The sequence below is a fragment of the Rouxiella sp. Mn2063 genome (genome assembly GCF_049319665.1).
Taxonomy (GTDB): Bacteria; Pseudomonadota; Gammaproteobacteria; order Enterobacterales; family Enterobacteriaceae; genus JBMOUD01.
Genome location: NZ_JBMOUD010000021.1, coordinates 1 through 24555 on the forward strand (window position 1 = coordinate 1; position 24555 = coordinate 24555).

Genomic DNA, 24555 nt, shown 5'->3' on the forward strand with positions numbered 1-24555 from the left:
ATTGAACACTGCATTTGAAAAGCCGAAAAATTCACTAATCCATTTTTAAAAAATCCCAGCGTTGATTCAAACGCCACTTAGCGCACTACCCTTATGGCGGCTTAGACTGCAACGCCTCATTGAACACTGCATTTGAAAAGCCGAAAAATTCACCTTTCTAGCTTTGAATACCGCCTAAGTCCGGTCTGGCTTAAAAAACGCCCCAATCCCGGTATGGCTTGAACAACCGCCCAAATCTCGGTCTAGATTTACCCTTTTTGTTTATTTTTTGTAAAAAATAACAATGTCGCCATAACAGACAAATAACATTGTTGCTCAATCATTAATCTGACTATTCTCAGTAAGTACTCTTATTTTTAATAATGATAAAGCGACAGGAGTCGTTATGAGATTGTCTTTGTTTAGCCGTTATACGTGCTTTGCCCTGTGTATTTTGATTTTCATTGTGAGCTTGTTTTATCTGCATCATGTTGAGGGCATGTGGATTCTGACGCTGATTTTTGGCGCATTAACCCTGCTCGGTTGCCATGATGTGTTGCAGAAACCCCATGCGATTTGCCGCAACTATCCGGTGATTGGTCGCATTCGCTTCTTAATTGAATTTATCCGTCCAGAACTACGTCAGTATTTATTGGAAGAAGATAACGCCGAAGTGCCTTTCTCTCGTACTCAGCGCTCTTTGGTCTATCGCCGGGCCAAAAATGAGATGGGGGAGAAGCCTTTCGGTACGTTGCTTGATGTTTATCAAACCGGATACGAATGTATTGGTCACTCGATGCAACCGGTGCCCGTTGCCGATCCTGAAAGCTTCCGTATCACCATAGGTGGACCAGATTGTACTCAGCCTTACTCAGCATCCGTTTTTAATATCTCGGCGATGAGCTTTGGTGCGCTGTCTGCCAATGCGATTCGGGCGCTTAATCTTGGCGCGGCAATGGGTGATTTCTATCATGATACTGGCGAGGGCAGCATTAGCCGCTATCACCGCGAGCACAAAGGGGATTTGGTATGGGAATTGGGCAGCGGTTATTTCGGCTGTCGCACCGCCACCGGGCAATTTGATCCCGAGGCGTTTTCCCGCCAGGCCAAAGATCCGCAGGTGAAAATGATCGAAATAAAACTCAGCCAAGGGGCTAAACCAGGCCACGGTGGGATTTTGCCGGCGAAGAAGGTTGATGCGGAAATTGCCGCAACTCGTGGTGTGCCACAGGGTGTTGATTGTATTTCTCCGGCGTCACACAGCGCCTTTAATACCCCGCTGGAGATGATGAGTTTTATCGCCAAACTGCGTGAATTGTCCGGCGGTAAGCCGGTCGGTTTCAAGCTTTGTATCGGTCATCCTTGGGAATTTGTTGCCATTGTGAAAGCCATGCTGGAAACCGGTATTACGCCAGATTTTGTGGTTGTCGACGGCAAAGAAGGTGGCACCGGCGCTGCGCCATTGGAACTGTCCAACTATATGGGCATGCCGCTGCGTGAAGGCTTACTGTTTGTGCATAACACGTTGGTTGGCGCTGGGCTACGCGACAAAGTGAAAGTGGGAGCGAGCGGTAAAATGATCAGCGCCTTTGATATCGCCAGTGTTATGACGCTGGGGGCGGATTGGGTTAACTCAGCGCGCGGGTTTATGTTTGCCGTTGGTTGTATTCAGTCGCAGAGTTGTCATACCAACCGTTGTCCAACGGGTGTGGCGACGCAAGATCCGCTGCGTCAAAAAGCGCTGGTGGTGCCAAGTAAGGCTGAACGGGTGTATCACTTCCACCAAAATACAGTAAAAGCCTTGGCAGAAATGCTGGCAGCAGCGGGCGTTAGCCGCCCGGAAGATTTAACATCGCACCATATGCTGCGGCGTATTACGGCCACTGAAATAAAAGTCTTTGCCGACATCTATTACTATCTACAGCCCGGCGACTTGCTAAAGAAACAGATCGACAGCGAGTTTTATGCCCGTATGTGGCGTATGGCATCGTCACGCAGTTTTGATGCGCAGGCCATTCGTTTAGTTGGGTGATGAAAGGTCCGGCTTAATGGTTGCACTTCATTAGGCAGAACACTTCATTTAGTCGATGTACTTCGCATCTTCATCATGCTATGCCGCTCGATGAAGGTGCGTTTTTATTTTGTGATCACCAATCACTTTCTTACTGGCTACACTCTGTCATCTTGCCTTTGGTCCGTTTTCTTAATGCGACAGTATCTCTTTGCGTGCCAGCTATATGGCTGGCATAGAGTTTGCTTGTTAATTAAGCCTCGTATTTTCCTATGCAGAGGTCGCTATTGAATAACAAAAGAGAGGTTAAAGGCATGGCTCATTTCACGTTAAGGCAGCTCAAATACTTTGTTACGGTGGTTGAATATCAAAGTATTGCTGAAGCCTCTCGTCACCTTCATATTGCTCAGCCCTCGATATCGAGTGCAATTAAAGGGCTGGAAGAAAATTTCGAACAGCAGCTGTTCATACGCCACCACGCGCAGGGCGTTTCTCTAACACCGAGTGGCCGACGTTTTTATGAAAAAGCCTCTGAGTTATTGCGTATGTCCTATCAGTTTGAGCAAAACACGCTGGCAGATAATGATTTGGTTTCCGGTACGATTTCGGTGGGCTGCTATGAAACAGCTGCGCCCCTTTATATGCCAAAATTGATCGCAGGGTTTAAGGCCATCTATCCCGAAATTGATGTACAGATTTATGATGGTGAGCAGCACGAACTCATGCATGGTTTGCATCGCGGCCGCTTTGATATGGCGATTGTCTACAACCACGAACTCGATTCGAGCATTCAAACTGAAGCGCTTAACGCCCCACAAAAACCTTACGCGTTGTTCCCCGCAGACCACCCTTTAGCTATGCGTGACAGCGTGAGTATCGAGGAGCTAAGCCAGCAGCCGATGATTCTGCTTGATGTGGTACCAAGCCGTAACTACTTCCTTGATATTTTTAAAGAGAAAGGGCTGAAACCCAATATTGCTTTCAGCTCGCCTTCGATTGAGATGGTGCGTTGTATGGTAGCACAGGGCTTTGGCTTTTCACTATTGGTGACACGACCTTACTCTGACGTGACTTACGATGGTCAGCGGGTAACGCGTGTTGCCATTCGTGATGAAGTCAGTTCATCGTGCCTGGTGATGGCATATTTACGCCACGCCGAACCCACGCGTCCGACGCGGCTGTTTATGGATTACTGCCGCACGCAGGAGTTAACACCAGGTCATCTTAGCGAGGCCGAAGTATCACGCCTGTCGGCGTAACCGTTCAATCTTGCAGCCAGTGCCAGAGGCGTAGCATAAATGCATCACATGCTTGCAACTGTTCCAAGGTAATAAACTCGTCTGGTTTGTGTCCTTGCTCCATGCAGCCGGGGCCGCAAACCAACGTTGGAATACCGTGCTGCTGGAATAAACCGCCTTCGGTACCATAAGCCACAGTTTGCAGTATTTGCGGTTTGGGTAGCAGGGTAAGCAAGGCATCAATCATGTCTACAGATTGTGTTTGCAGAGCAGGGTAACGGCTTAGTGTGCTGAAGGTGATGGCACACTGTGGTGAGATTGCCTGCATTTCTGGCAGCAGTTCTGCTTGCGTCCAGGTGGTAATTTCATCGACTAATTGCTGGGCATTAACTTGCGGTAAAGTGCGGATTTCAAAATCAAACTGGCAATGTTCAGGCACAATATTTAGAGCCTTGCCGCCGTTAATCAGCCCGGTTTGCAGCGTGGAAAAAGGTGGGTCGAAGTCCAAGTTTTTCTGCTGCTTTAGTCGGTTCGCCAGCGTCATCAATTGCTGCATAATGCGCACAGCATACTCAATGGCGTTGACGCCCTGCGGCGTGTAGGCGGAGTGCGCGCTTAATCCTGTCACATTGCAGCGTACGGCGATTTTGCCTTTATGCCCCATCACCGGGTACATTTCAGTGGGTTCACCGACGATGCATGCCGCGGGCAAGACCGGCAATTTATCCAACTGAGCCAGCAAACCGTGTACGCCTTTACAGCCGACCTCTTCATCATAACTAAAGGCAATCCATACGGGCATTCGCAACCGTGCGGCAACAAGGCGCGGCACCAACGCCAGCACTGCCGCCAGCCAGCTTTTCATATCGGCGGTTCCGCGTCCGTAAAGCTTACCTGAGCGTTCAGTAAGCAAGAAAGGATCGCTGTGCCAATCCTGACCATCAACCGGTACGACATCGGTGTGACCCGATAGCACGATGCCCGGCAAATCTTGCGGCCCAATGACGGCTAATAGATTGGCTTTTTCGCCGCTGGCGTCGTGAATAATCTGCGATTCGACGCCATAACTCGACAAATACACCTGTACATAATCAATCAGCGCTAGGTTGCTATTACGACTGACGCTATCAAAAGCGATAAGGTCGGCCAGAATGTCTCGGGTGGTGGGATTATTCATCGCCGGGAACACCATAGCTTGGTGCCTCCACAGGATTAATTGCGCGAGTTAAATAGGCTTGGCTTTGCGGCTGCCATAGCTGCCACAAACGAGCGAGTTCGCCGATGGCGTCTTGCTCATGCCAGTCCACTCGCAAGTCGGTCAACGGCCAGCTCTCGGTACTGACGATTTTTAACCCGGCAGAATAAATCGGACCTGCCTCGCCACCGGCGTGCAACCCGGCTTGCAAAGCCGCGATCAGTCGATCGCCTAAAGACAGTGACGCGTCGAGGACAAAAGCCTCAACCATGGCCATAATAACCTCGCTGTTGGCCAGCATGTTGCCAGCAGCAACGCAGTGGGCACCTTGCACGGTGTTATTCACACCTAGCGTTTTTGCCCCTGAAAATACCGCGCTATTACCTTGATTATCGAGCACTGTCACCTGTCGCCAGTCGGCATAAGGTTCTGCGTTTATCACCGCATCCAGCGCTTGCTGCGCGGTATTGCCTTGAGCCAGCTTGACGAGGATCTGCGGGCCGAGCGAAGGCAAGGTTACGTTTTGGCTAGATACGGCACCTACGCCGCTTTGCAACCAAGGACATCGTGCCGCCACCGCCATACTTGAAGAACTTAATGCAATACCATACTGCCCGGTTCGCGGGCAAAATCCGGCAATTGAAAATGTCATGCATCCTCCTCGGGGATGACGGCAATAACATCAATCTCAACGAGCCATTGTGGCTGCGCTAGGGCAGAAACCACTAAACCGGTAGAGATCGGAAACACGCCTTTGAGCCATTTTCCCACTTCAAGATAAACCGGCTCACGATAACGCGGATCGATAATATAGGTGGTGGTTTTTACAATATGGCTGAGATCACTACCGGCTTCTTCCAACAGTTGCTTGATGTTTTTCATCGCCTGTTCAGCTTGTTTTCCCGCATCACCTAATCCGACTAAGTTACCCTCAAAGTCTGTGCCTACCTGACCTCGGACATAAACGGTATTCCCTGCTCGTACTGCTTGGCACAAATCGTTATTCAGCGCTTGGTTTGGGTAGGTGTCTTTGGTGTTGAACATGCGAATGCGCGTATGAGTCGGTTTGCTCATGATCATTTCCTGTTGTGGACGGTGAATAAAAGGGCGTTAAGTGTGGGACACATAGCGTGTTGGCTATGGCGCCGCACACTTGAGTTAGTCACCATTCTTTATGGGGAAGTGCTAGAAAATAAAGAATGATTTTACTCTCCAACAGATATGAAAAAGCTTGCCTCCTCCCGTCTCATTTTTTGAGACGAATGCTTAGATAAATACTGATTTATCTTTTTCTCTTTTTCACGCGGAATGGTACTGCGAATTGTTTTTAAATTATTGATATTTATGTGATGTTTTGTTTTTTTACCGTGTTTGCGTTTGGTCGAATCTCTCTAGATTCATGAAGCACGTGACGTAACGCTTCTGGCGGTAACTATTGGTAACAAGAATGCACGAAAGATGTGTCGAGATGTCTTGAAGTAAATACTCGAGTGCGGCTACACTCGAGATGCAGTTTTGTGACGAGTTTCACATAAGTCTGTTAGATGGTTAAGTGAGTTCCCCAACTAATTTAATCGTCGAAAGACCGCCCAGCAGGGCGGTTTTTTTTGGTTTATGAACTGAAGATTACGTGCGGAAAAAGAAGCCCAAGCAGCTCCTTTAATGCTCGTCAGTTCTGATGACTATATATATCAGAAGTAGATGTTTTGAAGAGAAAAATAGCGTTACTGGGAGCGCTGTTCGCTTAAAAGATAAAATCAATGAAGATTGGGAATATATATACCCAGCTAATGATTGAGTCCTGGCAGTCAATCCCATGGAACCCGTAACGTTGCCGGTCAAAAAATCATGGCGACTATGGCGGAGCTTTGCCCTAAGCGCTTGAGGAAGACGTTATGGCAAATAGATATATATATTGTTTATATTTTATTACTACTTGATTGGTATATACATAACCATTTTTTGGGAAAGATAAGTAAATGAAAGAAAGAATTGAATGGATGGACTTCCTTAGGGGAGTTTGTATAATTTTAGTTATTCAGCTTCATACTTTGTTATTGTCGGGGTGGTTGCGATCTGGAGGTTTTTTAGATATTGAAAGCTATATACTTTCACCATATAGAATGCAGATATTATTTTTCCTTTCTGGTTTGGTAGCCAGTAAGTCAATAAACAAAAACAACATTGATTATTTTAAAGGGAAGTTTAATAATATTCTTTATCCATATTTAGTCTGGTCATTGCCATACTTATTGGTTATGCATGGTGATTACTTTTATAATTCAGAGTATCACGAGATTGTTAAGTCTGTTGTTGGCGTTTTTGTTGGTATTTCTGACCTTACCTGGTTCCTGTATTTTATCTTTTTATTCTTTGTGCTTGCAAAGCTAGCATTTAATTTTAAGGTGAATAATAATGTTCTCATTGGAGTATCATTACTGCTTTATTTAGCCTTCGATAAATATGATTTAATATTAATGTACTATGGGGACTACTACAGTAAGTTTCTCCGGTTTAATGATTTCTTTTATTATTTTATCTTCTTTGTTTGTGGTATTAAATTGGGGGCGGGTAAAGTTGAGTCTCTTTCAAAGAATAAAATTCTTGTTGCTGTGTCGGTCGTAGCATGTTTGATTGTTCTTACCATTCCATTGGCAATGTTCTTATATAAGAATAATATTGTCTTCATGCCCTTGGTTTTACTTTCAATTCCTGGAATTGTTTGTGCGTCTAGAGCTTTAGAATCCAGACTTGGTTTTTTATCAGTCTTTATAAGATTTGTTGGGAGAAACTCGATTTATTTCTACCTGACTCATATGCTTATATTGTTCATATTGGTTAATGCATTTAAAGGCGTCAATTCTTCACTTATTCCTGGAGTTGTTTTCGTTATTACACTTGTCATTATCTCTGTGTTTCTTAAACTTAAGGATAAACATCCTATCCTTGATCTTTTATTCACACCTAAGATGCGAAAAAAAGTAAAGTAACGCATTGATACTCAAGGTAATTAGAGTTTTTTTAAAACGGTAAAGGCGCGAAAAACCAGTCTGGAACTGATTTGAATAGCGCTTTGCGCTGGCCCGCAGTGTGAGTCTACGGATGGTGCTCATAATTCCGATAAGCTTACTGGGGGAAGTGATTCGGATAAATTGCTGGCTTAACACATTATGGAAACTGATACGACGCGTTAGCGCGTCGTATCAGTTTAATGACATTCTAACCTGTAATGTTTCCTTCCAGACTTTCTATGCCATAGAAGCAAAACTCTTACGCTTCTTCACTTAAAAACAGCTCCAGCAACGAGTTCAAGAATAACTTGCCTTTCTCAGTGATCTGCCAGTGCTGCTCGGTTTCCAGCAGATAGGCTTTGGCGATGGCTTCATCAAGCTGGGGACGGATGGCGGATTCATCTAATCCGGTATAAACAGCAAACTCATCGCGTGGCGCAGGTTCTAGCAGACGGAAACGGTTCATGAAGAACTCGAAAGGCAGTTCTGCTGTTTCAACCTGATGCTGTTTGTCCATATAGCGTCCCTGCATATAACCGCGCGGGTGCTTGGTTTTTACCGTACGCAGAATGGTACCGTCAGGTTGCGTTAATTTGCCGTGCGCACCGCAGCCTACGCCGATATAGTCACCAAAACGCCAATAGTTGAGGTTATGCTGGCATTGATAGCCCGGTTTCGCATAAGCCGAGGTTTCGTATTGTTGATAGCCTGCAGCCGTTAACAGTTGGTCGCCTTGCTCAAAGATATCCCACAGCGCATCATCATCCGGCAATACCGGTGGGCGTGAAGCAAACATGGTATTCGGCTCGATAGTCAGCTGATACCACGACAAATGCGGTGGGTTAAGTGCAATCGCCTGACGTAAATCATCCAGCGCTTGTTCCAGCGTTTGATCCGGTAAGCCGTGCATCAAATCCAAATTGAAACTGCGCAGCCCAAGGCCGGTTGCCAGATTCGCCGCGCGTTTAGCTTCATCGCAGCCATGAATTCGCCCTAAACGCTGTAGTTTTTGGTTATCAAAGCTTTGTACACCGATAGAAATACGGTTGACGCCAGCGCGCTGATAGCCGCTAAAACGATCTGCTTCAACCGTGCCTGGATTAGCTTCCATGGTGATTTCCGCCGTCGGCGACAGCGGCAGGCGTGAGCGCACGCCATCAAGCAGCGTTTGCATCGCTTCGGCGCTTAACAGGCTCGGCGTGCCGCCACCGATAAAGATGGTTTCAACGCTACGTCCGGCAGTTAGCGGTAAATCTGCATCCAGGTCGGCCAGCAGATGTGCCACGTAATCATCGTGTGGCACCTCGCCTTTGAGGGCGTGAGAGTTAAAATCGCAATACGGACACTTTTGCACACACCACGGAATATGCAGGTACAGACTAAGCGGCGGCAACTTACGCATGTTGAGCGTGTTTCCCTTTCATCGCTTCGAGCAGCAACGCTAACGCCTGACCACGATGAGATACCGCGCTTTTCTCTTCACGCGTCAGTTCGGCCGCTGTTTTACCCAGCTCTGCTACAAAGAAGATCGGGTCATAGCCGAAGCCACCTTCACCTGCTGCGCTTAGCGTAATCTCACCGGCCCAGCTGCCGTGACAAACCAGCGGCGTTGGGTCATCGGCATGGCGCAGATAAACCAGTACGCAGTGGAACTGTGCGCCGCGCTCGGCGGCTGGAACATCTTGTAAGGCAACCAGCAGCTTTTCAAGATTTTGCTGGTCACTCGCGTCTTCACCGGCATAACGAGCAGAGTAAATACCCGGCGCGCCGCCAAGATAATCCACCGCTAAACCTGAATCGTCAGCAATTGCCGGCAATCCGGTAATACGTGCGGCATGACGCGCTTTGAGGATGGCGTTTTCAATAAAGGTCAAACCGGTTTCTTCAGCAGAATCAACGCCCAATTCGGTTTGCGCGACTACGTCAAGACCGAAGTCTGCTAATAGATGAGCGAGTTCGCGGACTTTGCCAGCGTTGCCGGTAGCCAGAACGACTTTTTGCATGAGAATTCCTAAAAGACTGTTTTACGGTTAGCGCATCACACGCTTAAGTGCAGAGAGTGAACGGGCAGAAAAGCTTTCTGCCCGTGAAATACTTAAGTCAGAGAATAATCCACAGCTCGCCCAGCAAATCCATGCCCAAATAGTTGAGCATATAGAGGATTAACACCACAACCATTGCCGAGAAATCGATGCCGCCCATCGCAGGAATAATCCGGCGAATTGGGGACATTAGCGGCTCGGTAAGTTGCATCAGCACGTAATCCATCGCGCCGCGGCCTTGGCTGACCCAACTCATCAATGAGCGAATGATGATCAGCCAAAACACCAGATAACCGGCGGCTTTGACTAGCGCTATCAGGCCAAAGAGCAGATTCATTAGGTTAATCGACAGCCCACCGCCTTGAATGAGCAGTAATAGCGGGAACTTGATGGTCGTTAGCACGAACGCCAGCAGCAGTGACGCGCTGTCGATCGGGCCTAATGGCGGAATAATTCGGCGCAACGGGCCAATAATCGGTTGGGTAATCTTCACCACAAACTGTGCGAAGGGGTTATAAAAATCTGAACGCGCCCATTGCATCCAGATACGTAACAGGAGAACCATGACATACAGGTCAATCAGTGTTTTGACCAGAAAAGTCAGCGTGAGCATAAGTACTTTATTCCTTGGTGGTTAGCTGTGTTGACTCAAAAAAGTTTTTCCATCTCTTGTGCACGCGCAATCGCTGCCTGCATTGCCAGAGAAACGGTCTCAGGCAATTTTTGCTCGTTGAAAGTGCGTAGCGCCTCAAAGGTGGTGCCGCCTTTAGAGGTGACATTCTCGCGCAGTTGGGACAAAGGTTTATCTGGACTGGCGGCAACGAGGGCCGTTGCCCCGCTGGCGGCTTGCTCGACCAGCATTCGTGCGGTTTCTGGACTAAAGCCTAAACGCTCGGCTTCTGCCTGCATGGCTTCCATAAACAGGAAGAAATAAGCCGGTGCGCTGCCTGCGGTCGCAATAATATGGTTAATACCTTCTTCGGTTTCAACCCAGCAGATTTTGCCGACTGAACTCATTAAATCACTGCTGTAATCGCGGTCTTGCTGGCTGACATAATCGGGTGCATATAAGCCGCTGAGGCCTTTACCCACCAATGACGGGGTATTTGGCATAATGCGTACAATATTGAGTGACTCGCCCAACATCTCGCAAAAACGCGCCACGCTAATGCCAGCAGCAATCGACAGCACCAGTTTAGCGCTGAAATCGACGTGCTCATGTAATGGTTTGCACACCTCGGCCATTAACTGAGGTTTGACTGCCAGTACAACCACATCGGCCTCTTTGGCGCAGCTAATATTGTCATCGCTGCTTTTTACGCCGTATTTCTGTGCCAGCACATCGCGACGCGCAGTCGAGGGCGCACAGACGCTGATTAAATCCGCAGGATAGCCATTCTCAACCAAGCCAGAGATAATGGCACCCGCCATATTGCCCGCGCCGATAAAACAGATTTTACGATATAGCATGGTGATCCTTATAGACCTCGCAGGGGGTGGATAACGTCAAATTTGTTATGATTTTGTCGCCGCGGAATAATCACGCGCGCCAAATATCGCGGTGCCTATGCGCACCATAGTGCTGCCAGCGGCGATAGCGGCTGGCATATCGTCGGTCATGCCCATCGACAGCGTGTCGACCTGTGGGTGACTGAGTTGTAGCTGTGTAAATGCGGCCGCCATTTGCTTAAACACGGCAAGCTGTTGCGCATTATCCGGCTCGGGTGCGGGGATTGCCATTAGCCCGCGCAATTGCAGGCGAGGCATCTCACAAATTTGCGCCGCTAACGCTGGCACTTCCGCTAAGGTTATCCCCGATTTGCTGCTTTCATCGCTGATGTTGACCTGAATCAGCACCTGCAACGGTGGCAGCGATGCCGGACGCTGATCGTTGAGACGCTGTGCGATCTTCAGCCGGTCAATAGTGTGGCACCAGTCAAAGTTCTCTGCCACCAAACGACTCTTATTCGATTGCAACGGACCGATAAAGTGCCAGACCAGCGGCGGCTGATGTCCAGCAAAATGCGCAATCTTATCGACGCCTTCCTGCACATAGTTTTCACCAAAGGCCAACTGCCCCGCATCAATCGCTAATGCGACATCGCTCGCAGGTTTGGTTTTACTCACTGCAAGCAGAGTAACTTCCTCTGAAGACCTGTCGCAATCCTGTGCAGCAGCGGCAATACGTGCCTGAACATCCTGTAGATTCTTCGAAATTGCGTGGTGCTGGCTTTGGCTCATAGTGACTCAGGAGTAGTAGAAATGGATATCGATCAATATGTGGTACGTAGTGTAAAGCAAAACGCCTCCGATCTGCACCTTTGTGCAGGTTATCGGCCGATGTTCCGTATTGATGGCCAGTTATGCCAGTGGCAAACCGACCCAGAGCTTAGCGCTCGGCACATGCAGGCATTGGCGGAACAATGGCTGGATCGCGCCCAGCAACTAGAGTTGCAACAGCAAGGGCAGGTCGATTTCGCCATAACCTTGAGCGAGGGCCAGAGAATGCGGGTGAATATCTTCCAACAAAATTTAGGGATATCGATAGCATTGCGGCGTATTGCCACCGACAGCCTCACGCTGGAACAGCTCGATGCCCCAGCCATTTTACAGCAGTTGGTTGAGCGGCAAGACGGTTTGATTTTGGTGACCGGTGCCACCGGTAGCGGTAAATCGACTACGTTGACGGCGATGATCGAACACCTCAATCAACGGCAATCGCGGCATATTATTACACTGGAAGACCCGATCGAGTTCATCTATCAAGGAAAGCAATGTCTCATCCAACAGCGAGAACTTGGTCGGCATACTCACTCTTTTACCCAAGCGGTACGAGGCGCGTTGCGTGAAGACCCTGACGTTTTGCTGCTTGGCGAGCTGCGCGATAGCGACAGCATTCGTTTGGCGCTAACGGCGGCTGAAACAGGTCATCTGGTACTGGCAACCTTGCATACGCGCAGCGCAACGCAGGCGGTCGACCGGCTGATCGACGTTTTCCCGGCAGAAGAGAAAGCCTTTGTTCGGGCACAATTGGCAGGCAGCCTCGCCGGTGTGGTGGCACAAAGATTAGTAACACGCCAGCAGGGCGGACGCATTGCGCTCTATGAAGTACTCACCTCCACACCCGCCGTCGCCAGTTTGATTCGCGAAGGGAAAACACATCAGCTGTTAGACTCTTTACAAACCGGCGCACAGGCCGGTATGCAGACATTTGAACAAAGCAGACAACAGCGGGTGAGCGCGGGGCTGTTAACCCAAGCCCCCGAAACATCGAGTCTTTAATATTCCTGCGGTTTATTCCACTTATAGCGCCAGGCAGAGTAGTATCAGAGCATGAATCTGAAATGCCAAGGCTGGCCTAATAGCGTTCGATTAGGTGGATATACAGGGAGTAAGTAATTTTGAAGATGGTAAAGCAAGTAACTAAAAACATCCTGCTCTTCATCGTCTGTTTCTTTGTGGCGTTTTGGCTTTCCTCTTACGGAAAGCCGCTTTATGCCATCACGTCAGCAGTGATGGATTTTTCATATCAGGAGTTTAAACACACCCTCACACAAAGCTATGAAATGGATTTAGATCCTATAACGACGTCCACGCTGATGTTTATGATCACTTTGTATGCATTGGTATTGTTTATGGCTGTGAAGCTAACCATAAAGAAAATAATAAATAACGAATAACTAGAAAGAATGCTAGCCACTCTTAAGCGAGTGGCTAAGACTTTGGCTTTTGGCGTTGCTGTTAACCCAAGCTCCAGAAATCTCGAATCTCTAAGATTCCTGCGGTTTATTCCACTGATTTTCAAACCAGCTTTCGAGGATGATCACCGCGGAGGCGGAGTCTACGCTGCCTTTATCCAGCGCTTTGTAACCACCGCGTGAGAACAAATCGGCGCGGGCTTCAACGGTGCTTAAGCGCTCATCGTGCAGTTCGACTTGAACGCCGAAACGGCCGTGCAGCCGATTGGCAAACTTGCGCGCACGCGCGGTCAACGGCTGCTCGGTGCCGTCCATATTCAATGGCAGTCCAACGACCACTAAATCGGGTTGCCACTCTTTAAGCAGTTTTTCGATTTTTTGCCAGTCCGGTGTGCCATCTTGCGCTTTAAACGCCGCCAGTGGACGAGCTGTGCCCGTCACTTCTTGACCAATAGCCAGGCCGATGCTTTTGGTGCCGAAATCAAAGGCAAATAATGTGCGGTTAGCCATTAAGCGTGTCCTGCGTGGGTTGCCAGTTGGCTGACATTAATACCAATCATTTTTGCCGCTTCACGCCAGCGCTCGTTAATCGGTGTGTCGAAGAGAATTCTGCTGGTGGCCGGCACAGTCAGCCAGCTATTGTTCAGCACTTCCTCTTCGAGTTGCCCCTGCGACCAACCTGCGTAACCGAGTGCGACCAGTACGTCTTTTGGTTGTTCTGGCGTACCGAGGGTTTCCAGCACGTCTTTTGAAGTGGTCAGCATGGTCTGCTCAGAGATACTGATACTTGAGGCAAAACCGTCATGCGGCGAATGCAGAATAAAACCACGGTCGTCTGCCAGCGGGCCGCCGGAGAACACCGGGCGATCGAGACGAATAGCCGGATCTCTTGGCGTTGGGTGGATGTCGAGTTTGTCCAAGACGTTCTCGACGGTGAATTCACCCACCAATTTATTAATCACTAAGCCCATTGCGCCTTCTTCATTGTGTTCACAGACATAGATGACGGAACGTTTGAATAAAGGCTCATCCAGTGCGGGCATCGCAATAAGGAAGTGATGTTGTAAGTTCATAGTAATTAAGATACTTAGCCGTTGGCACTGATGGAACAAGGGGAAACTTTTTCTATTGAGTGAGGGCTTGCGCGGTTCAATCGGCAAGCCCCCATCAAACAAGATATTTTCAAAGCAACTTGCCTTCAAATATATCCGCTTCAAACAAGACGTCTACGCTTAGCGAGCCGCCAGACGCTTCTCAATGGCATCCATCAACATACCAGTGACGGAGATGGGGAACGCGGCTTCAATTTCACGTGCACAGGTTGGGCTGGTGACGTTAATTTCAGTCAGGCGATCGCCAATGATATCCAGGCCAACGAAAATCAGCCCTTTCGCTTTCAAGGTTGGCGCAACGGCACGAGCAATTGCCCAATCGCTTTCGCTCAATGGACGGGCTTCGCCGCGGCCACCGGCGGCCAGATTACCACGAGTTTCGCCTTGTGCAGGGATACGCGCCAGGCAATAAGGTACCGGCTCGCCGTCCACTACTAATACGCGTTTGTCGCCGTCTTTAATGGCTGGCAGGTAGTTCTGCGCCATACAGAAGCGGCTGCCGTGTTCGGTCAGGGTTTCGATAATCACCGAGACGTTGGCATCTTCTGGCTTCAGGCGGAAGATAGATGCGCCACCCATGCCGTCCAACGGCTTGAGGATCACATCGCTGTGTTCTTGGTGGAATGCGCGCAACTGTGCGGCATTACGGGTCACTAATGTATCTGGCGTCAGCTCAGGGAACCAAGCGGTAAACAGCTTCTCGTTACAGTCGCGCAGGCTCTGCGGTTTGTTAACGATCAAGGTGCCTTTTTCTTCTGCGCGCTCAAGAATATAGGTCGCGTAGATAAATTCAGTATCAAACGGCGGGTCTTTACGCATCAAAATGACGTCTAAGTCGTGCAGCGCAATATCCTGCTCGTTGCCAAACTGATACCACTCGGCGTAATCTTGCTTAACTGACAGTTTGCGCGTCGTTGCACGACCTTCGCCACCGCGCAGATAGAGGGAATCCATTTCCATATAGTGCAGTTCATAACCGCGACTTTGCGCTTCTAATAGCATGGCGAAGCTGGTGTCTTTCTTTATATTGATGGATGCAATGGGATCCATAACAATGCCGAGCTTAATCATTCTTATCTCCTAGAGCCTGGGATTATCCCAGATCGCCGAAACGGACCTGCAGGGCCGTAATCGCGGTAAGTGCCGTCGTTTCTGTTCGTAGAACACGAGGCCCCAGCAGAATATCAGTAAATCCATAGCCGGTGGTCATGGCTATTTCATCGGCTGACAAGCCGCCTTCTGGACCAATTAACAAGCGCACATCGGTAACGGGCAGTGGCAAGGTATTAATGCTGTGGCTAGCGCGCGGATGCAGATTGAGTTTTAGGCTGTCATCTTGCTCTGCGCACCATTGTTCGAGCGACATGACTTCGCGTATTTCAGGAACACGGTTACGGCCACATTGCTCGCAAGCGGCAACGGCAATTTTCTGCCACTGCTGCAATTTCTTACTCAAACGTTCGCCGTCGAGTTTAACGCCACAACGCTCGGAAAGCAGCGGAGTGATGGTATTTACCCCCAGCTCGATGGATTTCTGGATAGTGAACTCCATTTTTTCACCACGGGACATCACTTGCCCGAGATGCAAATTCAGCGGAGATTCGTTATCACTGATTTCACCAGCGGCAAGCTTAACCCGCACGCTCTTTTTATCCACCTGAGTAATGGTCGCTGCAAATACCTGATTACTGCCATCAAAGAGTTGTAGCAACTGGCCCGGCTGCATACGCAGAACGCGGCCAACGTGATTGGCAGCATCTTCGCTAAGCGATAATTCGCTAAAGTCAGTCAGAGGTTCCGGGTGGTAAATGCGAGGTATACGCATGCGCAGCTGTGATCCTTTGGTCAAATAGGGGGCGTTACGTACAGTCCCCTAAGAATAATCTGGTTGAGTTAAGACTCAATAGAGTTCGATATGTGGGTTGATAGCAAGCGAATCAATCCCCAAAGCGAAGATAACTTGTCTTTGGGGCTAACAATGCTGCGAATTGAAATGCGATGGATATACTAAGTTAGGCTTTTCTCTGCTGGCAAGCCCGCAATACATACTCATTATGATTGCCTTGCACCTGAGCAATACGATTGTCTCGCTCGCACTCCCAGTCGGTCACCGGATATTGGCGGTCCCAGGCGGTAAATAGCTGAGTCTGCTGGCGAGATAAAGGTAACTGATAACGGTCGCGCATATAAAAATAGGTGCGCGCAATGGCACCGCGAGCGCGGGCCGGTGGCTCGGCAACTTTGTTTTTAAAATCGATTTTCATATCGCAACGCCCGTATTGATCCGCGGGCCCGTTCCATTGGCCGTACATAAAATTATTACGGTCGCCGTTCACTTCGCCAATAGCAGGTTGCAGGTTATGCAGGTCATCTTCTATTTGGCGATAACCCGGGTCTTTGGCGCAGTTTTTGCGTCCACCATTTTGCCAGCACTGGCGCAGATGACCAAACTGCCAGGCAGGCATCACATGTTCCCACTCAATACGATTAGCCCGCTGCTGGCCTTTACGCGTCTGATAACCGCAAGATTGTAAATCTGGCGTGCCTTTCTTACCCTGCCAATTTACCTGACAGCCGCAGTAAAACTCTTGGGCATCTTGATTGATTTTCACCGCCTCGGCTTTTGCCTGCGTGAAATTATTGATGGGCTTGGCTAGCGCATTGACTGAGGTTGATAGGCTAAGTGCGAGGATAAAAAAGTGAATTTTGCGAGACATATTCCAAAACGACCTGATAAAGCAAAGGGGGGCAGGGTAACGGATGTCAGGCGGTGTGACAATCAGGAATAAGGCTATTTTTATCCATAAAACTCAACGGGTAAGCGGATTAAGTAAGCTTAAAACGCAATATTTCTCCACAGCGACGGCAGCGATATTCAGCTTCTTTACGCAGTACGCGGTTATGACGGCGGATAGTCAGTTGATGATCCCCGCAGCCGCATAAGTAGGGATAGGTTTTACTCTGTACAGAGGAGATTTCAAATTGGTGGGTACGACTGGCCGACACGCCCAGCACTTGCTCCATCATCCACTGCCACTCTTTACCATGCGGCGCGGCTTTGCGACCAAAACGGCGATACACCAGTAAATGTGCCAGCTCATGCGGTACCACTTCATCAATAAACTGCTGCTGATTTTCCTGCAACAACACCGGATTAAGGCGGATTTTCCAGTCTTGCAGCCAGGCCGTTCCCGCTGTAGTACCGCGTTGCTGATAAGAAACGTCCGGCTCAGGGTAATCAGTACCCAGAGCCTGATTAGCAAGCTGGAGTTTCTCACGCAGACAGCGCATGACGGCTTGCTGCAAGGCAATAGGAAGGCGAATATTTTTCATTTCAGCATTATAAAGGGGATCAGTTTTTAGAAAACTAGGAAAATTAAAATTAGTTTTAAATCTAGACCGAGATTTTGGCGGTTTTTTAAAACCAGAACGGTGAATTTTTCGGCTTATCAAATGCAGTGTTCAATTTGGCATTGCAGCCGAAGCCGCCATAAGGGTAGCGCGCTACCCTTAAGAATCCCGCGCTTTTTTGATACTTAAACATCGCATCCAGCGGAGGCCATGTTTCAGAAACTTCCGTGATAGCGCCAATTTCATCCCTTCGGGATGCCCGGCTGCGGGATTCGAGCCAATGATAAAACTATTGTCTCTCACCACTTGCCGGTGAAATTTTGAGGGCGCTTAGCGGCTTTTAAATCAAGTTCAAAGGCAACGGCTGTTTAGTTTTTGACGTAAAAAGGTTGGTGGCGCACTAAAAATTTCACTGACGAGTGGTGGAGAGACGGCGAGCGTTTTTAGCGAGCAGGCTCGAACCCGAGGAAGGGATGGCGGAGCCATGAAATTTGCGCCTGTCACTGTAGTACCTGAAACATGACCTCCCTTAGAGCAAGTGCTTAAGTAGCAAAAAAGCGCGGGAAGCCAGAAGGGACGGCGCTTACCGTCCCTTCGGTCGGTTTAGGCTGCGGGGTACTATTGAGAACCGCAGCTGATAAACCGAAATATTCACTGTTCTGGTTTTAGAAACCGCCCAAATCTCGGTCCAGATTTAAAAAAACGCATTCAATGACGTGGTCTTGGCTTTTTAAATCAACAGAAAATAGAAAGTTAGAGGCAAAGGCAGTTTTTACTTTTGAATTAAAAAGCCAGCGAGGCGCGCTCGAAATGGCGCTGAAGGAGAGGTGAGAAATCGCGAAGTGTTTATTGAGCGAGTCCGAATCCCGACTGAAGGGACTGCGGAGCAGCGACATTTGCGCCTATCGTAGAGGCACCTGAAACATAGCCTCCGCTGGACTGGATATTGAAGTGGCAAAAAAGCGCGGGAAGCCGGAAGGGGCGGCGCTTACCGCCCCTTCGGTCGGTTTAGGCTGCGGGCTACTATTGAGAACCGCAGCTGATAAACCGAAATATTCACTATTCTGCTTTTAGCGGTTTTAGAAACCGCCAAAATCTCGGTCTAGATTTATTCGTCCCCGATGGATTTCAACGGCTTACCAGCCATCAAATTAGCCTCTATATGCTCCAATGAAACGTTTTTCGTTTCAGGAATCAACGCCATGGTAATGAAGATAAATACGATGTTCAGCGCACCATAAACCCAGAAGGTATTCGCGTTGCCCAGGCTGTCGAGCATGGTCAGGAAGGTCGCACCGACGATCATATTGGCAATCCAGTTGGTTGCGGTAGAGACGGTGATACCAAAATCGCGGCCTTTCAACGGTTGGATCTCTGAACACAGCACCCAAATCAGCGGGCCGGCGCTCATGGCGAAACCAACGATAAACATCAGCAACATGGCAACGGCGAAGTATTTCTCGGTGACAGAATCAATGCCAATGTGCAGCATGGAACCTAACACGCCCATGCCAATCGCCATCACCAGGAAGCCCAGTTTCAGCGTAGGTTTACGGCCCCAACGGTCAACCAGGCCGATGGCGATAAAGGTCGCTAATACGTTAACCAGACCAACGATAACCGTGCCCCACATCTGTTGAGAGGTGCTGGCGAAACCGGCGATACCGAAGATTTTTGGCGCGTAATACATGATGACGTTCATACCGGTGAACTGCTGCATCACTTGCAACAGAACGCCGAGGTAAACGGCACGACGGAAATTCTTGTTACTAGTGAACAGCGCCCAGCCGCCCTGTTTTACTTTCAGGCTTTCGCGGATCTCATCCAGCTCTTTCTTTGCCTGCTCGCTGGTATCACGCAGTTTTTCTAACACACGTCGTGCTTTGTCATTATTGCCGCGAGCTGCCAGCCAACGCGGGCTATCGGGCAGGAAGAACACACCGATCAGTAATAACAGTGCAGGGATGGTAATAACGCCCAGCATCCAGCGCCATGCGCCGCTGTAGCTAAAGCCGGTATCAGACAAATAGGCGGCGAGAATACCGATGGTGATCATGAGCTGATACATGGAGATCATGCTGCCGCGAATTTTTTCTGGTGCGATTTCAGACAGATAAATTGGTGCGGTATAAGAAGCAATACCCACCGCTAGCCCTAATAATACGCGCGCGAAGATCAATACTTCGGTGTTAGGGGCTAAAGCTGAGCAAAGTGAACCTATCACGAATAGCACGGCACCAATCATCAGGCTGTATTTACGCCCAAGACGGAAGTTCAGCCAGCCGCTGCCAACGGCACCCACCGCGGCGCCAAACATCATTGAGCTGACTACCCACTCTTGTTCATGGCTGGTAATTTGGAATTCATGGCCGATAAACGGCAGAGCCCCTGCAATAACACCGATATCGAGTCCAAACAGCAGGCCGGCTAAAGCGGCGAGAAAGCAGACAAAAAAAGTCACGCTTTTGTTTGACCGTTTCCCTGACTTGTAGGTCGTTGAGTTACTCATCTTGCCTCCAAAATGACAAAAATACTTACTTTGCTATGTTATTTAGCCTGACTGCATCAGAAAGTGCGCCAGGTCACACTGTTGTAATCGCTTACATTTATCGCACTCATAGCCACTCATCTCTATTGAGAAATGTGCGGTACAGGGAAACGGGGAAAGGTGAGCGGCGAAGAGTAATAATTCATTGTTTGAAGCAAATCAATAAATTCTTACTTCGGCCAGCTTGACTATTATTCTAATAGACTAATTTATAGAGTGTAATTTCATGAAAACGGTTTCATCAATCTTAGTGATTGGTGATAACAGGGCAAAAAAAACCTGCCGCAGAGGGCAGGTTTAGTCGAACTGTACAGACTAAGCAGAGATTAACGTGCAGCGGCTTCGCGCAGCAGTTCAGCTTTGTCAGTTTTTTCCCAAGGGAAGTGCTCGCGACCAAAGTGACCATAAGCTGCGGTCTCTTGGTAGATTGGGTGCAGCAGGTCCAGCATCTGGATCAAACCGTATGGACGCAGGTCGAAGAACTCACGCACCAACAGAGTCAGTTTCTCGTTAGAAACTTTACCGGTACCGAAGGTTTCCACCATGATAGAGGTAGGTTCCGCTACGCCGATAGCGTAAGAAACTTGGATCTCACAACGGTCAGCCAAACCGGCAGCAACGATGTTTTTCGCCACATAACGCGCGGCATAAGCTGCTGAACGGTCAACTTTTGATGGATCTTTACCAGAGAACGCCCCGCCACCGTGACGAGCCATACCGCCGTAGGTATCAACGATGATTTTACGACCGGTCAGGCCGCAGTCACCCATTGGCCCGCCGATAACGAAACGGCCGGTTGGGTTGATGAAATATTTGGTAGACGCATTCAGCCATTCGGTCGGTAGAACGGGCTTGATGATCTCTTCCATTACCGCTTCTTGAAGGTCTTTCAGAGCGATATCTTCAGCATGCTGGGTAGACAGAACAACCGCATCAATACCAACGATTTTACCTTCGTCGTATTGGAAGGTTACCTGGCTTTTCGCATCCGGGCGCAGCCAAGGCAGCGTGCCAGATTTGCGAACTTCTGACTGACGTTTTACCAAACGGTGCGCGTAGGTCACAGGCGCTGGCATTAACACGTCGGTCTCGTTGGTGGCATAACCAAACATCAAACCTTGGTCGCCCGCACCTTGTTCTAACGGATCGGCGCGATCTACACCCTGATTGATATCTGGTGATTGCTTACCAATCGCGCTCAATACGGCGCAAGAATTGGCATCAAAGCCCATTTCGGAATTGACATAGCCAATCTCACGAATGGTCTGGCGGGTGATTTCTTCAACGTCAACCCAAGCGCTGGTGGTGACTTCACCGCCAACTAAAACCATGCCGGTTTTGACATAGGTTTCACACGCCACGCGTGCTTTTGGGTCTTGCTTTAAAATCGCGTCGAGAACGGCGTCAGAGATTTGGTCTGCGATTTTATCTGGATGTCCTTCGGATACAGATTCGGACGTAAACAGGTGTTTAGCCATTATCTTCTTTACCTTTCATGCGACGGGTGAAAAATTTCTGCATTACGGCGGATGAGAGCGGCCGAAGAGATACCTGCAATGTTGGCGGCTGGAACATAGCACAGTCGCTAAACATGATGGCAGGGCAGAGCTCAAAAGCAGTTTGACGGTTAATCCGATTGGACGGATTAACATCTGGATGGCTATTCTAGGATAGCTCTTAATGCGATTACCAGCGCTTTTTTACAATCGGCTTATGCATATTGTGCCGATTTCCCGAGAAATTCACGCTTAGAAACAGCTTCGAGGGCAATTTCATTTTGCATTTAGACGGTGTTGTCGGTATAAACAGCGCGCGCTGTTGGATTTAATAATGCAGTGTATTCCAGTAATTACTGTTTACTTAGGTTCGATTGCCCGCTCGTGTCGCGTGGCACGTGTGGAGGTGGTGAGGTTAATGACCTACTTTTTACCGCTTGTTACATTCCAACAATCCTCTAAGCAGATGCTTTTACTTTCTGCTGCACGCCATTCTGAAAAATTTCTGTCATCTAACAGATGTTATAAACGGTTGTCCGCAACGCTTGCTCATTATAGACAGCCCAGCAGCCGACATCTGAGCGCTACACAAGATTCCCGGGCCGGTTAACGCCATCACCCTGAAAAATATTGTTGTAGCTTGCAGATAAGTGGAGCCTTTGCTCCATGTGTTCTCCTGACCCGTTTCGCGGAGTCTGACAACGTGATTCACAATTATATGAAAGAGCCATCCTCATTGAGCGATGTGTTACGGGATTTTCTTGTACCTTCGTTTAGCCAGTTTGGGTTGTTCTGGTCTATTGTTACTGTGCTAGTGGCTGGCCATGTTGTCAGTGTAAAAAAAGGGCTTAATTATGTCTGATGACATGCACTCCCACCGTCCGTCACATGCGGGCGAATCTGTTTCTCTACGCTCCATGCAGGAGGTTGCCGTGAATGACCGTGATGCTAGCAAAATGCTGCGCACCTACAATGTTGCTTATTGGGGCAACAACTATTATGACGTTAACGAGTTAGGTCATATCAGCGTCTGCCCAGACCCTGATGAGCCTGCTGCGCGTGTTGATTTGGCTAAGTTGGTCAAAGAGATGCAAGAGCAGGATGGTCAACGTCTGCCGGCGCTTTTTTGTTTTCCACAAATTCTTCAACACCGTCTGCGCTCGATTAACGCCGCGTTTAAACGTGCGCGTGACTCTTTTGGCTACGAGGGTGATTATTTCCTGGTATACCCAATCAAGGTTAACCAGCACCGCCGCGTGATTGAATCACTGGTGGAATCAGGCGAGCCATTAGGACTGGAAGCTGGCTCGAAAGCTGAGCTAATGGCGGTACTGGCCCATGCTGGCATGACCCGTTCGGTGATCGTCTGTAACGGCTATAAAGACCGTGAATATATTCGTTTGGCGCTGATCGGTGAAAAGCTGGGCCACAAGGTCTATCTGGTTATCGAAAAGATGACCGAGATTAAGCTGGTACTCGAAGAAGCTGAACGTCTGAACGTGATCCCTCGTTTGGGTGTGCGTGCGCGTCTGTCCTCGCAAGGTTCTGGCAAATGGCAGTCTAGCGGTGGCGAAAAATCCAAATTTGGCCTGGCCGCTTCGCAAGTGCTGCAACTGGTTGAGATGCTGCGTTCCGCTGGACGCTTGGAAAGTCTGCAACTGCTGCACTTCCACTTAGGTTCACAGCTGGCGAATATCCGTGATATCTCCACCGGCGTACGTGAATCTGCGCGTTTCTATGTTGAGTTGCATAAGCTGGGCGTGAATATTCAGTGCTTTGACGTCGGCGGCGGTTTGGGTGTCGATTATGAAGGCACGCGTTCCCAATCTGATTGCTCGGTTAACTATGGCCTGAACGAATATGCCAACAACGTTATCTGGGGCATCGGCGATGCGTGTAATGAGCATGGCTTGCCGCATCCAACGGTGATCACAGAATCAGGTCGTGCGGTGACCGCGCACCATACGGTGTTGGTCTCTAACGTTATCGGCGTTGAGCGTAATGAGTTCCGTGAACCCGTTGCGCCAGAAGATGACGCGCCGCGCGCACTTGGCAGCCTGTGGGACACCTGGAATGAAATGCATGACCCGGAAAATCGCCGCTCATTACGCGAATGGCTGCACGACAGTCAGATGGATTTGCATGACGTTCACAGCCAATATGCACACGGGATTTTGGATTTGACTCAGCGCGCTTGGGCTGAAGATATCTATCTGAATATTTGCAACATGATTCAGGATCAACTGGATCCAAGTAATCGTGCGCACCGTCCGATTATCGACGAACTGCAAGAGCGTATGGCGGATAAACTGTACGTTAACTTCTCGCTGTTCCAGTCAATGCCGGATGCGTGGGGCATTGATCAACTGTTCCCGGTATTGCCACTCGAAGGGCTGGATAAACCGCCGGTTGGACGCGCTGTACTGCTGGATATTACCTGTGATTCTGATGGTACTATCGATCATTACATCGATGGTGATGGCGTGGCGACCACCATGCCAATGCCGCCATATGATCCGGAAAATCCTCCGTTGTTGGGCTTCTTCATGGTTGGGGCATATCAGGAAATTCTGGGGAATATGCACAACTTGTTCGGTGATACCTCTGCGGTTGATGTTTTCGTCTTCCCTGACGGCACCGTTGAAGTACAGCAATCTGACGAGGGTGATACCGTGGCAGATATGCTCGAATACGTGCAGTTGGATCCAAATGTCCTGCTGAGCCGTTTCCGTGATCAGGTAAAACAGACTGACTTGGATGCTGAACTGCAAGCGCAGTTTGTGGAAGAGTTTGAATCTGGTCTATATGGCTACACTTATTTAGAAGACGAGTAAGTCTTACTGAATATCGGTAAGCGTATTGAAAATGTGGGGG

The 24555-nt window shown here is 49.0% G+C and carries 22 protein-coding genes; 6 read left to right on the forward strand and 16 right to left on the reverse strand.

From position 1 onward, the window contains the following. Positions 1-385 precede the first annotated feature (385 nt). Together ACL9RG_RS20710 and ACL9RG_RS20715 are read left to right on the forward strand one after the other, a co-directional pair. Positions 386-2011, forward strand: coding sequence for an FMN-binding glutamate synthase family protein (locus tag ACL9RG_RS20710; RefSeq protein ID WP_422794544.1), 1626 nt, complete (start codon positions 386-388; stop codon positions 2009-2011). A gap of 293 nt (positions 2012-2304) precedes the next feature. Continuing rightward, positions 2305-3249: a LysR family transcriptional regulator gene (locus ACL9RG_RS20715; RefSeq protein ID WP_422794545.1), complete on the forward strand. Its 945-nt coding sequence runs from the start codon at positions 2305-2307 to the stop codon at positions 3247-3249. 4 nt (positions 3250-3253) lie between these two features. Here the strand turns inward: ACL9RG_RS20715 and argE are convergent, their stop codons facing one another. The 3 genes from argE to ACL9RG_RS20730 are packed head-to-tail and all read right to left on the reverse strand — an operon-like array spanning position 3254 to position 5497. After that, entirely contained in the window at positions 3254-4405 is a 1152-nt protein-coding gene (gene argE / locus ACL9RG_RS20720; protein WP_422794546.1) for an acetylornithine deacetylase, read from the reverse strand. Next, the gene (locus ACL9RG_RS20725) at positions 4398-5075 is read right to left on the reverse strand and encodes a DUF1028 domain-containing protein (RefSeq protein WP_422794547.1); all 678 of its coding nucleotides are present in this window, start codon (positions 5073-5075) and stop codon (positions 4398-4400) included. The genes argE and ACL9RG_RS20725 overlap by 8 nt, the downstream gene beginning before the upstream one ends. Beyond that, positions 5072-5497, reverse strand: coding sequence for a RidA family protein (locus tag ACL9RG_RS20730; RefSeq protein WP_422794548.1), 426 nt, complete (start codon positions 5495-5497; stop codon positions 5072-5074). Before ACL9RG_RS20730 ends, ACL9RG_RS20725 begins: the two co-directional genes overlap by 4 nt. A gap of 905 nt (positions 5498-6402) precedes the next feature. Between ACL9RG_RS20730 and ACL9RG_RS20735 the strand changes: the two genes are divergently transcribed. Beyond that, entirely contained in the window at positions 6403-7413 is a 1011-nt protein-coding gene (locus ACL9RG_RS20735) for an acyltransferase family protein (RefSeq protein WP_422794549.1), read from the forward strand. A 280-nt stretch (positions 7414-7693) separates the two neighbouring features. Here ACL9RG_RS20735 and hemW read toward each other — a convergent pair whose 3' ends face one another. The 5 genes from hemW to ACL9RG_RS20760 all read right to left on the reverse strand — a co-directional run bounded on the left by hemW (position 7694) and on the right by ACL9RG_RS20760 (position 11717). Next, positions 7694-8836: a radical SAM family heme chaperone HemW gene (hemW, locus tag ACL9RG_RS20740; protein ID WP_422794550.1), complete on the reverse strand. Its 1143-nt coding sequence runs from the start codon at positions 8834-8836 to the stop codon at positions 7694-7696. After that, a complete protein-coding gene (locus ACL9RG_RS20745; RefSeq protein WP_422794551.1) occupies positions 8829-9437 on the reverse strand; it encodes an XTP/dITP diphosphatase in 609 nt (202 codons plus the stop codon). Before ACL9RG_RS20745 ends, hemW begins: the two co-directional genes overlap by 8 nt. A 97-nt stretch (positions 9438-9534) precedes the next feature. Then, a complete protein-coding gene (locus ACL9RG_RS20750) occupies positions 9535-10089 on the reverse strand; it encodes a YggT family protein (RefSeq protein ID WP_422794552.1) in 555 nt (184 codons plus the stop codon). A gap of 35 nt (positions 10090-10124) precedes the next feature. Then, positions 10125-10946 (reverse strand): pyrroline-5-carboxylate reductase, encoded by an 822-nt coding sequence (gene proC / locus ACL9RG_RS20755; protein ID WP_422794553.1) that lies wholly within the window; start codon positions 10944-10946, stop codon positions 10125-10127. A 45-nt stretch (positions 10947-10991) separates the two neighbouring features. Continuing rightward, complete coding sequence (locus ACL9RG_RS20760; RefSeq protein ID WP_422794554.1) at positions 10992-11717, reverse strand: YggS family pyridoxal phosphate-dependent enzyme; 726 nt, start codon at positions 11715-11717, stop codon at positions 10992-10994. Between the two features lie 21 nt (positions 11718-11738). Here ACL9RG_RS20760 and ACL9RG_RS20765 point away from each other — a divergent pair, with 21 nt between their 5' ends. Continuing rightward, on the forward strand, positions 11739-12758 hold the full coding sequence (locus tag ACL9RG_RS20765) for a type IV pilus twitching motility protein PilT (protein WP_422794555.1): 1020 nt from the start codon (positions 11739-11741) through the stop codon (positions 12756-12758). Between the two features lie 119 nt (positions 12759-12877). Then, the gene (locus ACL9RG_RS20770) at positions 12878-13156 is read left to right on the forward strand and encodes a hypothetical protein (protein WP_422794556.1); all 279 of its coding nucleotides are present in this window, start codon (positions 12878-12880) and stop codon (positions 13154-13156) included. 90 nt (positions 13157-13246) lie between these two features. Here the strand turns inward: ACL9RG_RS20770 and ruvX are convergent, their stop codons facing one another. From ruvX to metK, 8 genes are all read right to left on the reverse strand, one after another. After that, on the reverse strand, positions 13247-13684 hold the full coding sequence (gene ruvX / locus ACL9RG_RS20775; protein WP_422794557.1) for a Holliday junction resolvase RuvX: 438 nt from the start codon (positions 13682-13684) through the stop codon (positions 13247-13249). After that, positions 13684-14247: a YqgE/AlgH family protein gene (locus tag ACL9RG_RS20780; protein WP_422794558.1), complete on the reverse strand. Its 564-nt coding sequence runs from the start codon at positions 14245-14247 to the stop codon at positions 13684-13686. Before ACL9RG_RS20780 ends, ruvX begins: the two co-directional genes overlap by 1 nt. A gap of 159 nt (positions 14248-14406) precedes the next feature. Next, positions 14407-15357: a glutathione synthase gene (gene gshB, locus ACL9RG_RS20785; protein WP_422794559.1), complete on the reverse strand. Its 951-nt coding sequence runs from the start codon at positions 15355-15357 to the stop codon at positions 14407-14409. 22 nt (positions 15358-15379) lie between these two features. Then, a complete protein-coding gene (rsmE, locus tag ACL9RG_RS20790; protein WP_422794560.1) occupies positions 15380-16111 on the reverse strand; it encodes a 16S rRNA (uracil(1498)-N(3))-methyltransferase in 732 nt (243 codons plus the stop codon). 187 nt (positions 16112-16298) lie between these two features. Further along, positions 16299-17003: a deoxyribonuclease I gene (gene endA / locus ACL9RG_RS20795; RefSeq protein WP_422794562.1), complete on the reverse strand. Its 705-nt coding sequence runs from the start codon at positions 17001-17003 to the stop codon at positions 16299-16301. Positions 17004-17112: 109 nt separating this feature from the next. Continuing rightward, a complete protein-coding gene (locus ACL9RG_RS20800; RefSeq protein ID WP_422794563.1) occupies positions 17113-17619 on the reverse strand; it encodes a SprT family zinc-dependent metalloprotease in 507 nt (168 codons plus the stop codon). Positions 17620-18745: 1126 nt separating this feature from the next. Next, on the reverse strand, positions 18746-20146 hold the full coding sequence (locus tag ACL9RG_RS20805; RefSeq protein WP_422794564.1) for a sugar porter family MFS transporter: 1401 nt from the start codon (positions 20144-20146) through the stop codon (positions 18746-18748). 365 nt (positions 20147-20511) lie between these two features. Next, the gene (metK, locus tag ACL9RG_RS20810; RefSeq protein WP_422794565.1) at positions 20512-21663 is read right to left on the reverse strand and encodes a methionine adenosyltransferase; all 1152 of its coding nucleotides are present in this window, start codon (positions 21661-21663) and stop codon (positions 20512-20514) included. Positions 21664-22535: 872 nt separating this feature from the next. Between metK and speA the strand changes: the two genes are divergently transcribed. Next, positions 22536-24515 carry a biosynthetic arginine decarboxylase gene (gene speA, locus ACL9RG_RS20815; RefSeq protein WP_422794566.1) on the forward strand — a complete coding sequence of 660 codons (1980 nt, stop codon included), beginning with the start codon at positions 22536-22538 and terminating at the stop codon, positions 24513-24515. Positions 24516-24555 lie beyond the last annotated feature (40 nt).

What these genes read in the sequence shown, in the direction of transcription:
- ACL9RG_RS20710 (WP_422794544.1), top strand. Translation starts at nt 386, where the DNA reads ATGAGATTGTCTTTGTTTAGCCGTTATACGTGCTTTGCCCTGTGTATT.
- ACL9RG_RS20715 (WP_422794545.1), top strand. Translation starts at nt 2,305, where the DNA reads ATGGCTCATTTCACGTTAAGGCAGCTCAAATACTTTGTTACGGTGGTT.
- argE (WP_422794546.1), bottom strand. Translation starts at nt 4,405, where the DNA reads ATGAATAATCCCACCACCCGAGACATTCTGGCCGACCTTATCGCTTTT.
- ACL9RG_RS20725 (WP_422794547.1), bottom strand. Translation starts at nt 5,075, where the DNA reads ATGACATTTTCAATTGCCGGATTTTGCCCGCGAACCGGGCAGTATGGT.
- ACL9RG_RS20730 (WP_422794548.1), bottom strand. Translation starts at nt 5,497, where the DNA reads ATGAGCAAACCGACTCATACGCGCATTCGCATGTTCAACACCAAAGAC.
- ACL9RG_RS20735 (WP_422794549.1), top strand. Translation starts at nt 6,403, where the DNA reads ATGAAAGAAAGAATTGAATGGATGGACTTCCTTAGGGGAGTTTGTATA.
- hemW (WP_422794550.1), bottom strand. Translation starts at nt 8,836, where the DNA reads ATGCGTAAGTTGCCGCCGCTTAGTCTGTACCTGCATATTCCGTGGTGT.
- ACL9RG_RS20745 (WP_422794551.1), bottom strand. Translation starts at nt 9,437, where the DNA reads ATGCAAAAAGTCGTTCTGGCTACCGGCAACGCTGGCAAAGTCCGCGAA.
- ACL9RG_RS20750 (WP_422794552.1), bottom strand. Translation starts at nt 10,089, where the DNA reads ATGCTCACGCTGACTTTTCTGGTCAAAACACTGATTGACCTGTATGTC.
- proC (WP_422794553.1), bottom strand. Translation starts at nt 10,946, where the DNA reads ATGCTATATCGTAAAATCTGTTTTATCGGCGCGGGCAATATGGCGGGT.
- ACL9RG_RS20760 (WP_422794554.1), bottom strand. Translation starts at nt 11,717, where the DNA reads ATGAGCCAAAGCCAGCACCACGCAATTTCGAAGAATCTACAGGATGTT.
- ACL9RG_RS20765 (WP_422794555.1), top strand. Translation starts at nt 11,739, where the DNA reads ATGGATATCGATCAATATGTGGTACGTAGTGTAAAGCAAAACGCCTCC.
- ruvX (WP_422794557.1), bottom strand. Translation starts at nt 13,684, where the DNA reads ATGGCTAACCGCACATTATTTGCCTTTGATTTCGGCACCAAAAGCATC.
- ACL9RG_RS20780 (WP_422794558.1), bottom strand. Translation starts at nt 14,247, where the DNA reads ATGAACTTACAACATCACTTCCTTATTGCGATGCCCGCACTGGATGAG.
- gshB (WP_422794559.1), bottom strand. Translation starts at nt 15,357, where the DNA reads ATGATTAAGCTCGGCATTGTTATGGATCCCATTGCATCCATCAATATA.
- rsmE (WP_422794560.1), bottom strand. Translation starts at nt 16,111, where the DNA reads ATGCGTATACCTCGCATTTACCACCCGGAACCTCTGACTGACTTTAGC.
- endA (WP_422794562.1), bottom strand. Translation starts at nt 17,003, where the DNA reads ATGTCTCGCAAAATTCACTTTTTTATCCTCGCACTTAGCCTATCAACC.
- ACL9RG_RS20800 (WP_422794563.1), bottom strand. Translation starts at nt 17,619, where the DNA reads ATGAAAAATATTCGCCTTCCTATTGCCTTGCAGCAAGCCGTCATGCGC.
- ACL9RG_RS20805 (WP_422794564.1), bottom strand. Translation starts at nt 20,146, where the DNA reads ATGAGTAACTCAACGACCTACAAGTCAGGGAAACGGTCAAACAAAAGC.
- metK (WP_422794565.1), bottom strand. Translation starts at nt 21,663, where the DNA reads ATGGCTAAACACCTGTTTACGTCCGAATCTGTATCCGAAGGACATCCA.
- speA (WP_422794566.1), top strand. Translation starts at nt 22,536, where the DNA reads ATGTCTGATGACATGCACTCCCACCGTCCGTCACATGCGGGCGAATCT.